The organism is Pseudomonas sp. MCal1 (assembly GCF_026341415.1).
Classification (GTDB): Bacteria; Pseudomonadota; Gammaproteobacteria; order Pseudomonadales; family Pseudomonadaceae; genus Aquipseudomonas.
Genome location: NZ_JAKUMP010000024.1, coordinates 40,145 through 52,590 on the forward strand (window position 1 = coordinate 40,145; position 12,446 = coordinate 52,590).

General features: G+C 62.2%; 11 protein-coding genes. 5 read left to right on the forward strand and 6 right to left on the reverse strand.

Annotated features, from left to right (window positions below; translation table 11 throughout):
* Nucleotides 1-76: 76 nt before the first annotated feature.
* A complete protein-coding gene (locus MKZ87_RS28200; protein WP_266202201.1) occupies nucleotides 77-973 on the forward strand; it encodes an NAD(P)-dependent oxidoreductase in 897 nt (298 codons plus the stop codon).
* Here the strand turns inward: MKZ87_RS28200 and MKZ87_RS28205 are convergent.
* Both MKZ87_RS28205 and MKZ87_RS28210 read right to left on the reverse strand, forming a co-directional pair.
* Nucleotides 864-3,146: a putative bifunctional diguanylate cyclase/phosphodiesterase gene (locus MKZ87_RS28205; protein ID WP_266202202.1), complete on the reverse strand. Its 2,283-nt coding sequence runs from the start codon at nucleotides 3,144-3,146 to the stop codon at nucleotides 864-866. The two genes, MKZ87_RS28200 and MKZ87_RS28205, sit on opposite strands and share 110 nt — an antisense overlap.
* A 163-nt stretch (nucleotides 3,147-3,309) precedes the next feature.
* Nucleotides 3,310-3,663, reverse strand: coding sequence for a YkgJ family cysteine cluster protein (locus tag MKZ87_RS28210; RefSeq protein WP_085697442.1), 354 nt, complete (start codon nucleotides 3,661-3,663; stop codon nucleotides 3,310-3,312).
* A gap of 303 nt (nucleotides 3,664-3,966) precedes the next feature.
* Between MKZ87_RS28210 and MKZ87_RS28215 the strand changes: the two genes are divergently transcribed.
* Nucleotides 3,967-5,316 carry a spinster family MFS transporter gene (locus MKZ87_RS28215; RefSeq protein ID WP_085697443.1) on the forward strand — a complete coding sequence of 450 codons (1,350 nt, stop codon included), beginning with the start codon at nucleotides 3,967-3,969 and terminating at the stop codon, nucleotides 5,314-5,316.
* Between the two features lie 194 nt (nucleotides 5,317-5,510).
* Here the strand turns inward: MKZ87_RS28215 and rapA are convergent, their stop codons facing one another.
* Nucleotides 5,511-8,357: an RNA polymerase-associated protein RapA gene (gene rapA, locus MKZ87_RS28220; protein WP_085697444.1), complete on the reverse strand. Its 2,847-nt coding sequence runs from the start codon at nucleotides 8,355-8,357 to the stop codon at nucleotides 5,511-5,513.
* Between the two features lie 243 nt (nucleotides 8,358-8,600).
* On the opposite strand from rapA, the gene MKZ87_RS28225 reads away from it, so the two are divergent.
* Nucleotides 8,601-8,942: a hypothetical protein gene (locus MKZ87_RS28225; RefSeq protein WP_007959194.1), complete on the forward strand. Its 342-nt coding sequence runs from the start codon at nucleotides 8,601-8,603 to the stop codon at nucleotides 8,940-8,942.
* On the opposite strand, the gene MKZ87_RS28230 is transcribed toward MKZ87_RS28225, so the two are convergent.
* The 3 genes from MKZ87_RS28230 to MKZ87_RS28240 form a co-directional block, all read right to left on the reverse strand.
* On the reverse strand, nucleotides 8,912-10,123 hold the full coding sequence (locus tag MKZ87_RS28230) for an aminotransferase class V-fold PLP-dependent enzyme (protein WP_266202204.1): 1,212 nt from the start codon (nucleotides 10,121-10,123) through the stop codon (nucleotides 8,912-8,914). The genes MKZ87_RS28225 and MKZ87_RS28230 overlap by 31 nt on opposite strands.
* Entirely contained in the window at nucleotides 10,120-10,590 is a 471-nt protein-coding gene (locus tag MKZ87_RS28235) for a RidA family protein (protein WP_266202206.1), read from the reverse strand. The genes MKZ87_RS28230 and MKZ87_RS28235 overlap by 4 nt, the downstream gene beginning before the upstream one ends.
* 88 nt (nucleotides 10,591-10,678) lie before the next feature.
* Complete coding sequence (locus tag MKZ87_RS28240) at nucleotides 10,679-11,545, reverse strand: LysR substrate-binding domain-containing protein (RefSeq protein ID WP_085702654.1); 867 nt, start codon at nucleotides 11,543-11,545, stop codon at nucleotides 10,679-10,681.
* A gap of 185 nt (nucleotides 11,546-11,730) precedes the next feature.
* On the opposite strand from MKZ87_RS28240, the gene MKZ87_RS28245 reads away from it, so the two are divergent.
* Both MKZ87_RS28245 and ccoM read left to right on the forward strand, forming a co-directional pair.
* Nucleotides 11,731-11,892: a hypothetical protein gene (locus MKZ87_RS28245; protein WP_170929710.1), complete on the forward strand. Its 162-nt coding sequence runs from the start codon at nucleotides 11,731-11,733 to the stop codon at nucleotides 11,890-11,892.
* Nucleotides 11,893-12,037: 145 nt separating this feature from the next.
* The gene (gene ccoM / locus MKZ87_RS28960; protein ID WP_305880187.1) at nucleotides 12,038-12,154 is read left to right on the forward strand and encodes a cytochrome c oxidase subunit CcoM; all 117 of its coding nucleotides are present in this window, start codon (nucleotides 12,038-12,040) and stop codon (nucleotides 12,152-12,154) included.
* Nucleotides 12,155-12,446 lie beyond the last annotated feature (292 nt).

Here is a 12,446-nt window from a genome sequence, read left to right on the forward strand (position 1 = left end):
GCCGCGCGGGGGAATCCTTTCCTGATTGATGATGGATCGGCCATTATTCGGCGATCTTTAATCAAAAGGAGGCTAAATGATGTCAACGCGACCTTCGTTGGGGTTTGCCGGAATCGGCCTGATGGGCCTGCCGATGTGCCGCCGTCTGCTGGCCGCCGGTTATCCGTTGACCGTGTGGAACCGCAACCCGGCCAAGTGCGCGCCGCTGGTCGAGGCCGGCGCCCGGCAGGTGGCGACCCCCGCCGAACTCTGTGAACAGGCTGATGTGGTGATGTTGTGCCTGGCGGACACGGCGGTGGTGCGCGAGGTGGTGTTCAGCCCGGCCGGCGTGGCCGAAGGGGCGAAACCCGGTCAGTTGCTGGTGGACTTTTCCAGCCTCGAACCGACGGCCACCCGAGAAATGGCGGCTGAGCTTGCCGGCAAGACGGGCATGGCCTGGCTCGATTCGCCGGTGTCCGGCGGAGTGGTCGGGGCCGAGGCCGGCAGTCTGGCGATCATGGTCGGCGGTGATGCCGCGGACCTTGATCGGGTACGCCCGGTGTTGCTCGAACTCGGGCAGCGCGTCACGCACATGGGCGGCGTCGGCACCGGCCAGGTGACCAAGGCCTGCAATCAGATGATCGTCGCCTGCAATGCCTTGGTGATCGCCGAAGTGGTCGCGCTGGCCGAGCAGTCCGGGGTCGACGCCAGCCTGATTGCCGAGGCGCTGGCCGGTGGTTTCGCCGATTCGAAGCCGCTGCAGATCCTCGCCCCGCAAATGGCCGAAAGCCGTTTCGAGCCGGTGAAGTGGCACGTGCGCACGCTGCTCAAGGATCTGGATACCGCAGTGAAGTTTTCCCGGGAAACCGGCTCGGCCACGCCGATCAGCGGATTGGCCGCACAACTGATGCGCCTGCATGGGGCACAAGGCTTTTTGCAGAAGGATCCAGCGACACTGGTGCAAATGTACCGCGCGCCAGACTCAGCGGATTGACCGTGTGCGCGTGTTTGCGCTGGTTGATTTCCTCCAGCACCGGGCGCAGTTCGGCCAGCGGAACCGGGCGACTGAGCAGGTAACCCTGAATGAAGTCGCAGCCCGAGCGCTCGAGGAACTCGTATTGCTCCAGGCTCTCGACGCCTTCGGTGACCACCTGTAAATGCAGGGTGTGCGCCATGACGATGATCGCCTGGACGATCTCCATGTCGGCGGTGGCCTTGGGAATGTCGAGGATGAACGAGCGATCAACCTTCAAGGTGTTGAGCGGCAGGCGCTTGAGGTAGGCCAGCGACGAATAGCCGGTGCCGAAGTCGTCGATCGACAGTGACACGCCGAGGGCGCGGATCTGCCGCAACAGCACCAGGGTGTTGGCGATGTTGCCCATCAAGGCGTTTTCGGTGACTTCCAGTTCCAGCCGTTCCGGGGCGACGCCGGCGCTGCGCAAGGCATGCTCGATTTCATTGGCCAGTTCTTCCCGGGCCAGATTCAGCGGTGAGCAGTTCCAGGCGATCTTCAAGTCTTCGCAACCATGGCGCGACAACTCGCCGAGGTCTTCACAGGCCTTGCGCAGGACCCAGTTGTCGAGCTCGGCGATCAGGCCGTTGTTTTCGGCGATGGCAATGAAGCGATCCGGGGTGAGCAGGCCGTGCACCGGATGCTGCCAGCGGATCAGCGCTTCGAGCTTGGTGACCTTGCCGGTCTTGAGTTCGAAGATCGGCTGGTAATACAGCAGCAGGCCGTTTTCTTCACGCAGCGCATGGCGCAGTTCTTCCTCCAGTTGCAACTCGAGGCTGGCGCGGTTTTTCAGGTTGGAATCGAAGAAGTGCACGCCGTTGCGCCCGGCGCCCTTGGACTGGTACAGCGCAAGATCTGCGTGCTTGAGCAGTTCATCGCAGGTCGTGCCGTCTTCGGGAAACAGGCTGATGCCGATGCTGGTCGTCATCACCATGCGCCGTCCGGCCAGCTCGATCGGCTCTTTCATCTTGAGCATGATGCGCTGGGCCAGATTGCGCGCTTCTTCGCGGTCGCGCAGGCCGATCAGGATGCAGAACTCGTCGCCGCCAAACCGCGCCACCACGTCTTCATGGCTACGGACCGAGCCCTTGATGTGCTGGGCGATAACCTTGAGCAGTTGATCGCCGGCGTCATGGCCGAGGCTGTCGTTGATGCGTTTGAAGTGGTCGATGTCGAGAAACATCACGGCCAGCATGCCGCCTTCGCTGGATTTCTGGCTGAGCTTTTCCGCGAAGATCTGATTGAAACCGCGCCGGTTGATCAGGTTGGTCAGGGCGTCGTAGTTGGCCACGTGCTGCAGCGACATGCGTGCCTGATCGAGCTGGCTGAGGAGGGCGTTGACCCGGCGCAGGTCGTGTTCCTTGTTCTGCAGCTTCTTGTCGGCCAATGCGGCGCTGATGGCGCTGCCGAGGATCAGCAATGTGATCAACGCGACGGTGAGGCCCAACTGCAAGTGACTGGTTTGCGACGTCTGAGTCGGCAATTGCCCCTCGGGCAGCACCAGTTGCAGTGCGGCCATGCCGGTGAAGTGCATGCTGAGGATGCCCGCACCGAGAATCAACGCCGCCACGTATTTGAGCATCTGGATGTGCAGGCCGTTGCCTTCGCGCAAATGACCGGCCACCCACAGCGCGGCGAAGCTGGCGCCGATGGCGATCACGATCGATGAGATGAACAGAGTGGGTTGGTAGTAAGTCGTGGCGGCGGATTCGATGGCCGTCATGCCGACGTAGTGCATGCCGGCGATGCCCAGGCCGATGACGATGGCGGTCTTGAGGTATTCCAGCAGGCTTGGTTGGGGCGTGCTCAGGGTGTGCATCGCCAGCCAGGATGCGAGTAACGCAATTAACAGCGAAAACAGGGTCACGGGCAGATCGTACTGAATGTCGATCGGCGCCTGGAACGCCAGCATGCTGATGAAATGCATGGCCCAGATGCCGCCGGCCAGGCAGGTTGCGCCGATCCAGCGCCACAGTCGCTGCGAACCGGGTTCTTCAGCGTGGGCGACCCGTTCGGCCATGTCGAGGGTGGCGAAACTCGCGGCGCAGGCGACCAGGTAGGCCACCAGCACCAACAGGGGATTGTGTGTGCAATTGAGGATGACCTGCCCGCTCTCCGGCTGCTCGGCAACAAATTGCAAACCAAGCCATTCCATAGCATGCCCCGTCTCTGAATACGTCCTTACTGCGTCATCAACGCAGGCGAATGTCTGGAGTATAGAGGCGGTTTTTGCCGTGCAAGCGATAGTGGCACATTGGCGCTAATGATTTCGGCATTAGCGTCATAGCGATTGGCGCTAAGTGCCCGGATGCCGGAGTTCAGGCGACTTCGTTCCAGTGCGGTTGCAGTGGCGGCAGGCCGAAACGGGCACGTGCCTTGTCACAGTCGATGTTCTGCGCGCCGTTTTCCCACGATGCTTCGAACTCGCGGCAGGGGCTGGAACGCTTGTCGTAGATCGTGCAGGCCACTGACTTTCCGACTTCGCCTTCCAGCGCGGTGCAGCGCGGCGCCTTGCGGTCGGTGCCGATCATCGCGACCCGGCTGGGCGTGATCTGAGTGACCAGTTCATCGGGGACTGTCCCGCCGGAGGACGCGCATTCACCCCAGAAAAAAGAAACACGAAAATGGGAACAGCAGGCACCGCAATTCAGACACGGACTGGCTTCGGACATGGGCGGGGGTATCAAAGGGATTGATTGGCAGGATCCGGACGGATCCGGCGGCCATTCTAGGCTTTGCCACGGCGTTGGGAAGGGGGGCGCGAAAGTATTTTTTCATTGCCGGATTTTTCCGCAAAACCCCCGGTTTCAGGGGGATTCGAAGCATTTCAAGGGCTTACGTTTCGTTACACGGCCATGGCTTGTCATCAGGCTGACGAATGATGACAGACAGCCCCGACGAGCGTGACTAGATTGCAGGTTCCGGGCTCGGATGCGTTGGCAGTGAAGCCCCAATAACAATAAAGAGACGGACCCATGCAGAACTCGACCCAAGCGGCGAATGCCTGGCGCATTCTGTTCCTGCTGTTCCTCGCCAACCTGTTCAATTTCTTCGACCGCACCATTCCGGCGATCATCATCGAACCGATCCGCATGGAATGGCACCTCAGCGACTTCCAGCTCGGGATCGTCGGCACCGCGTTCACGCTGGTCTACGCGATTGCCGGATTACCACTGGGGCGCCTGGCCGACACCGGTTCGCGCAGCAAACTGATGGGCTGGGGCCTGGCGACCTGGAGCGCGCTGACTGCCGTTAACGGTCTGGTCGGCAGTTTCTGGAGTTTCCTGCTGGTGCGCATGGGGATCGGCATCGGGGAAGCGAGTTACGCACCCGCCGCCAACTCACTGATCGGCGACCTGTTCCCGGCCCATCGCCGCGCTCGGGCCATGGGCATTTTCATGCTCGGCCTGCCGCTGGGGCTGCTGCTGGCTTTCTTCACCATCGGCTGGATGGTCAAGGCGTTCGACAGCTGGCGCGCGCCGTTCTTTATTGCCGCCGTGCCAGGGTTGGTGCTGGCGGTGTTCATGTTCTTCATCAAGGAACCCAAGCGCGGCGCGGCGGAAACCGTGCAGGTGTCCCAGGAGAAAGTCGACAAGCCGATCCGCCGCGTTCTCGCCGTGCCGACCTTCCTGTGGCTGGTGATGGCCGGGCTGTGCTTCAACTTCGCGACCTACGCCTGCAACTCGTTCCTGGTGCCGATGCTCCAGCGTTATTTCCTGATGCCGTTGCAGGAAGCGGCGGTGGCGACCGGCGTGATCGTCGGTGTGACCGGGCTTGTCGGGTTGACCCTCGGCGGCTGGATCGCCGACAAGATTCACCAGCGGGTGGCCAACGGGCGACTGCTGTTTGCCGCGTTCAGCCTGATCATCTCGACCCTTTGCACGGCGTGGGCGCTGCATGCCGGGCGTATCGAGATCGGGGTGTTTGTCGCGGTGTTCAGCGTTGGCTGGCTGTTCGCCTACAACTTCTATACCTGCGTCTATACGGCGATTCAGGACGTGGTCGAGCCACGCCTGCGGGCTACGGCGATGGCGCTGTTCTTCGCCGGGTTGTATCTGCTCGGCGGCGGCCTGGGGCCGGTGGTGGTGGGTGGTTTGTCGGATCACTTCGCCAAGTCGGCAATGGTCTCGGCGGGTGCCGAGCAGATGACCGAAGCGTTCAAGGCTGTCGGCCTGCATGATGCGATGTACCTGATTCCGGCGGCGCTGTTCCTGACCATGGTGTTCCTGTTCCTCGCGTCGCGGTGTTTTGTGCGGGATGCGAAGCGGATGAAGGAAGGGCTGGTGGCAGTGGTTGAGCCGCAGAGTCAGGCCGTTACCGCTTGATGACCTGCATCGCCTGATCGTTCCCACGCTCTGCGTTGGAATGCAGCCCGGGACGCTCTGCGTCCCATTCGAGAGCTGGAACGCGGAGCGTCCCTTGAGGCATTCCCGCGCGGAGCGTGGGAACGATCTGCGGTGTACAAAAAAGGCCCGCATCACTGCGGGCCTTTTCATTTTTGGCGATGGAGCAGGGCGGTTCAGCCCGCTACCAGCACCCGGATCGCTTCCAGTCGCAGCGCCGCTTTGTCGAGCATCGCCAGACCTTGTTCACGCTGCTTGCGCAGGGCGTCCAGTTCGCTGTCGCGCACGGTCGGGTTGACTGCTTGCAACGCGGTCAGGCGCGCCAGTTCTTCGTCGGTGTCGGCTGCCAGACGACGGCGGGCTTCGGCGACGCGCTCGGCGTGGCGTGGGGCGACCTTGCTTTCACCGGCGTTGATCCGTGGCGTCAGCTGGTCGCGCTGGGCCTGGATGAACTTGTTCGCGCTGGCGCGCGGCACGCTTTCCAGTTGATCGTTCAGGGTTTCGAAGGCCACACGCGACGACAGGTCGTTGCCGTTGGCGTCGAGCAGGCAGCGCAGGGCGGCCGGCGGCAGGTAGCGACCCAGTTGCAGCGAGCGCGGGGCAACCACTTCGCTGACGTAGAGCAGTTCCAGCAGTACGGTGCCTGGTTTGAGCGCCTTGTTCTTGATCAGCGCGACGGCGGTGTTGCCCATCGAACCGGACAGCACCAGATCCATGCCGCCCTGTACCATCGGATGTTCCCAGGTGATGAACTGCATGTCTTCGCGCGACAGCGCCTGGTTGCGGTCGTAGGTGATGGTCACGCCTTCGTCGTCGCCCAGCGGGAAGCTGGCGTCGAGCATCTTCTCGCTCGGCTTGAGGATCAGAGCGTTTTCCGAATGGTCTTCGCTGTCGATACCGAAGGCGTCGAACAGGGTTTCCATGTAGATCGGCAGGGCGAACTGATCGTCCTGTTCGAGGATGGCCTCGACCAGCGCTTCACCTTCGCCGGCGCCGCCGGAGTTGAGTTCCAGCAGGCGGTCGCGACCGGTGTGCAGCTCGGCTTCCAGCCGCTCGCGCTCGGTACGCGCTTCGTCGATCAGCGCTTGCCACTGGCCATCGTCGGCTTCTTCGAGCAGCGGCAGCAGGCGCGGGCCGAACTGATGCTGCAAGGCGTTGCCGGTCGGGCAGGTGTTGAGGAACGCGTTCAACGCTTCGTGGTACCACTGGAACAGGCGCTCTTGCGGGCTGGTTTCCAGGTAAGGCACGTGCAGTTCGATGATGTGCTTCTGGCCGATCCGGTCCAGACGACCGATCCGCTGCTCCAGCAGGTCCGGGTGCGACGGCAGATCGAACAGCACCAGATGGTGGGCGAACTGGAAGTTGCGACCTTCGCTGCCGATTTCCGAGCAGATCAGCACCTGCGCGCCGAACTCTTCGTCGGCGAAGTAGGCGGCGGCGCGGTCACGCTCGAGGATGTTCATGCCTTCGTGGAACACCGTGGCCGGGATGCCGGAGCGCACGCGCAGGGCGTCTTCCAGGTCCATCGCGGTTTCGGCGTGGGCGCAGATCACCAGCACTTTGGTGCGCTTGAGCATTTTCAGCTGGTCAATCAGCCACTCGACGCGCGGGTCGAATTTCCACCAGCGTTCTTCTTCGCTGGCGTCCGGCTGGGCCTGGAAACTGACTTCCGGGTACAGCTCGGCGTGTTCGCCCAGCGGCAGTTCCAGGTATTCGTCCGGGCACGGCAGCGGGTACGGGTGCAGTTTGCGCTCCGGGAAACCCTGCACGGCGGCGCGGGTGTTACGGAACAGCACGCGGCCGGTGCCGTGGCGGTCGAGCAGTTCACGCACGAGTCGGGCGCTGGCTTCGCTGTCGCCATCGTTGACGGCGGTGAGCAGGGCTTCACCTTCGTTGCCGAGGAAACCGTGGATGGTCTTGTGCGCGGCCGGCGACAGGCGCCCCTTGTCCAGCAGCTCCTGAACGGCTTCGGCCACCGGGCGATAGTTTTCGCTCTCGGCGCGGAAGGCGGCCAGGTCATGGAAACGGTTCGGATCGAGCAGGCGCAGACGGGCGAAGTGGCTGTCCTGACCGAGTTGTTCCGGCGTCGCGGTGAGCAGCAGCACGCCGGGAATGACTTCGGCCAGTTGTTCGACCAGCGAGTATTCCGGGCTGACTTTGTCTTCATGCCACACCAGATGGTGGGCTTCGTCGACAACCATCAGGTCCCAGCCGGCAGCGAACAGGGCGTCCTGCGCCTTTTCATCGTCGACCAGCCACTCCAGCGCCACCAGCGCCAGTTGGGTGTCTTCGAACGGGTTGGTGGCATCGCTTTCGATAAAGCGCTCTTCGTCGAACAGCGCGACCTGCAGGTTGAAACGGCGGCGCATTTCCACCAGCCATTGGTGCTGGAGGTTTTCCGGAACGAGGATCAGCACGCGGTTGGCGCGGCCCGACAGCAACTGGCGATGGATCACCAGACCGGCTTCGATGGTCTTGCCCAGACCCACTTCGTCCGCCAGCAATACACGCGGCGCAATGCGGTCGGCGACTTCACGGGCAATGTGCAACTGGTGGGCGATCGGTTGTGCACGCACGCCACCCAGGCCCCAGAGCGCAGACTGCAACTGGCGGCTGGTGTGTTCCAGGGTGTGATAGCGCAGGGAGAACCACGCCAGCGGGTCGATCTGGCCGGCGAACAGGCGGTCGCTGGCCAGACGGAACTGAATGAAGTTCGACAGCTGGGTTTCCGGCAGGGTGACCGCTTCGTTCTGCGCGTTGAGGCCGTGGTAGACCATCAGTCCGTCGACGTCGTCGACTTGCTGGACAGTCATCTTCCAGCCTTCGAAGTGCGTGATCGAATCGCCGGGCGAGAACCGCACGCGGGTGAGGGGCGCATTCCGTAGCGCGTACTGGCGAGTCTCGCCAGTGGCCGGGTAAAGCACGGTCAACAAGCGGCCGTCCTGTGCCAGAACGGTGCCTAAACCAAGCTCTGCTTCGCTGTCACTGATCCAGCGTTGCCCCGGTTGATACTGCTGCGCCATGCTGCCTGACTCCCACCTTGAAAAAGCGGGCTATCTTAACGGAATGAGGGCCCGAGGCCAAAGGATAAGGAGCCTCGGCCCGGCTTTTAAACGCAATCGGCCAATTGCAGGGAAGATTAGGTCATGCATCGGTTTTACGGGATGTTGCGGCACCCCTGAGTGCCAAACCGGTCACAAGTTTGCGACCGATGGCTCAAGGCACCCTGGGCGCCGCCGATAACCTGCTGACAGGAGACCCTTCATATGCTGCCACCGATGCTCCCCCTGAGCGCCGTGCCGATCACTTCCCAGCAGGATCCGATCCGCCAGCGACCGGATATTCCCCCTGTGGTGCCGGTGCAGGAAAGCTCCAACGAAAGCACCATCGACTTGCAAAAGCGCGATCCGGAAGAGGACGGCTATCTGCTGCGCGAAGAGCAGCGCCGCCAGCAGGAGCGCGATCGCCGGCGCCGCGAAGCCGACGATGACCCCGAAGCGCATCTCGCCGTGCCCGGTACCGAACTGAATGCCGACAACACCGTGCCGGTGGCACCGCTGATGGAAGATCAGCCGCGTCAGGGGCTTTGGGTCGACATCGAAATCTGAGGCCGGGCGGCCAATTCCGTCAGGTTTTCCAGCAACACGTCGATCTCTTCCTGCGTGTTCAAATAGCTCACCGCCACCCGCGCGATATTTGTCAGCCCGCGCGCCTGCATGTCCAGCGGCGTGTAGGCCACGCCATTGGCGCCGATGTTGATTCGCCGTTCGGCCAATGTCTGCTTCAGCGCCACGCTGTCCCAGCCTTCCAGCGTGAAGGCGATCAACCCGGATTGTTGGTGGGTCGCTCCGAGATCCCGCAGCGTCAGGCCGGGAATCGCCTTCAGGCGTTGGCGCAATTCGCTGCTCAGTTGTTCGATCCGCTGGCGAACCGGGATTGCGCCGAGGCGGTTGTACTCTTCCAGCGCATTGGCCAGCCCGGCCAGCAGGGCCAGCGATACTTCACTGGTTTCAAAGCGGCGCGCGTCGTCGCGCAGGGTGAATCGTCTGCCGTCCCACGGCGCCGACAATACATCGCGTTGCACGGGGAGCAGCCGTTGCAAAAATGCCGGCCGGATGTACATCAGCGCCGTGCCGCGCGGGCCGCGCAGAAACTTGCGTCCGGCACCCTTGAGCATGTCGCACTGCAAAGCCTGAACGTCACAGGGCAACTGCCCCAGCGCCTGACCGGCGTCGATGAAATAAGGGATGCCGTGGCGCCGCGCCACGCGGCCGATTTGCGCGGCGGGATTGATCAGGCCGCCGTTGGCCGGCAGCCAGGTGAGTGCGATCAGCCGTACCTGGCCGTCGATCATCTGCGCCAGAGCTTGCGGGTCGACCGCACCATGGGCGTCACAAAGAATCACTTCAAGCCGCGCGCCGGCCTTCACCGCTTCGGCCATGCTTGCCAGATTGCCGGCCCATTCATGGCGGCCCACCAGAATTCGCTCCCCGGGCTGCCACGGCCCCAGTGCGTTGAACGCCTGACTCCAGGCTGCCGAGCCGCTGCTGGCGAAGGCGATGTCCTCGGGTTCGGCGTTGAGCAGGGCGGCGGCCGCGTTGCGCGCGCGTTCCTGTACCCGGTTGTCTGCCGATTCCATTGGCCCGCCGAGCGCTTCGCGTTGCAACTGTTCGATCACTGCGTCGAGGGTAGCCTGGCTTGGCAGCGAGGCGCCGGCGTGGTTGAAGTGGATCACCTGGGCGCAGCCGGGTGTGGCGGCGCGCAGGTGCGTGAGGTCGTCGATGTTCACGGCTTGATCTCGAAAATCGCGTCGATTTCCACCGCCACGCCGGCCGGCAGGCTCGACACGCCGACTGCGGTGCGCACGTGACGGCCCTTGTCGCCGAGAGCGTTGACCAGCAGATTCGAGGCGCCGTTGGCAACGACGCCCTGAGCCTTGAAGTCCGGTGCGGCGGCGACGAAAACCCCGAGGCGCAGGATGCGCACCAGTTTCGACAGGTCGTCACCCAGCGAATGGCTCAATTGGGCGAGCAGCCCCAGGGCCGCCAATTCGGCGGCGTTGGCACCTTCTTCCTCGGAGATCGCTTCGCCCAGTCGCCCGATGAACGCAGGTTTGCCGTCGAGCAACGGAATCTGTCCGGAGATGAACAAATTGTTCTGGCTGACCACGTGGTTGACGTAATTGGCGATCGGCTGGCTCGGTTCGGGCAGGCGCAGGCCGAGTTGTTGAACGCGTTGGCTGAGGGAATCGGTCATGGGAAGTCCTCCTGAGTGAAGGCTTCAGCATGTTGTCCCGGGGGAAGGGCGACAAACGGATAGATTTAATCCGACGTATCCAAAAAATTCACGCGTTCGCGGTTTCCTCCAGCCACTGGCAGAAGCTTTGCGCCGCCGGTGTGGGCGGGCGTTGCGGGGTGACCAGCCAATAGCCGATATCGCCGAGCATCGGCGGCGTGTCGAAGGCCGGCACCAGGGCGCCTTCCTTGATTCGTCGTTCGATCATTCGCTGGCGACCCATGGCAATGCCCTGACCGGCCACGGCCGCTTCGACGACGATGTTGTAGTCGTGGAGCATGACGCTGGGCACATGAGCCAGATCGATGCCGCTGTGTTGCTGCCAGTCGATCCATTCGAACGGCTGGTGCGATTTGGCCATCAGCAAGGGCCCGTTGTTCACGCCTTTGGCCTTGAAGGCCGGGCTGCACACCGGTGTCAGGGTTTCGCCCATGAACCGGCGGGCCTCGACTCTCGCCCAGCCGCCCTTGCCATAGCGGATCGCCAGATCCACCTCGCCGGCGTCGACGTCGGCCAGTTGCACGGCGGGCAGCAGCTCGACATGGATGTTCGGGTATTTCGCGTGGAAGTCCGCCAGACGTGGTGCCAGCCATAAAGTGGCGAAGGAAGCGAGCAGACCGATGCGCAGAGTGGTGGGGCGCTCGCCGCGCAGTTCGTGGGTGGCGGCGGCAATCGCGGCCAGGGCCGGTTGGATTTGCCGGTAATACTGTTCGCCGGCAGGTGTCAGATCGATCGCCCGGGTGCGGCGCACGAACAATCGCTGATCGAGGAATTCTTCGAGTTTGTGCACCTGATGGCTGATCGCGCTTTGGGTCACCGACAGCTCATCGGCAGCCTTGATGAAACTCAAATGACGGGCCACGGCTTCAAAAGCGCGCAAGGCCATCAGCGGGGGCAGATCCTGATGCAGGGGCACGGCGCAGATCCTTCGTATTAACGGCAAAGCGCCGATTGTGCGGGCAAATCCGGTGGGCGGTACATGAATTGTTGTACAGCGTTTAGGTCAGTGGCTGGTCAGCGCCTGCGTCAGGCCGCATTATTGGCGCAGTCCTGTCGGTGAACCGGCAGTTGTGATTCAGTCCAAGCGATGCACCGAACGCCATGAGCCAAGACGACAAGCTGATCGACCTCAACACTGAACGCGCCAAGCGTATCCATGACCTCAACGAGAAGCGCCTGAATGAGGTACGCCAGGCTTTCGAGCAGGCCATGCCGTTGGGCAAGCCGAAAAAAAAGCCAAAAAACAAACCGAAAAAGCGTTGATCTCCCCTGCATCCTTTGATGCAGGTCAGTTATTTCCCTTCCTTTCCTCCGTGCGGTGACCGGCATTGATCCCGGTCAATTCCTGCGCCTGCCTGATTGGTTAACTTGGTTCCATCGCAGCAGAGCAGGGGCCAGGAGGCCAGTCATGTTTTTCGATAACGTGGTGTTTGCCGGGGTCCTGACTGTGGGCCTGATGGTTCTGTTTTTTGCAGGGTTTGGATTTTTTATCTGGAAGGATGCGAACAAGCGCAAGAAGCGTTGATTCTTCTGGATTTGATGAGCACGCAAGGCATTTTGGGCAACTTCGGTTGCCCTTTTTTTTGTCTTCCTGGCGGCCTTTTGGCCGACCATGCTTTGAGTGTTTTTTGTGAATATCGGTTTTTCGGGTGTTGCGGCTGGCGGACTGCTTTTGCTTTGATCGTTCCCACGCTCTGCTTGGGAATGCCGCCCGGGACGCTCCGCGTCCCATTTCTGGAATGTCTAGTCCTGAAATAGGTTTACACCTGTTTCAGCCTCAAAACGCCCGATGCACCGCATCGGGTGTTTTGTATTTC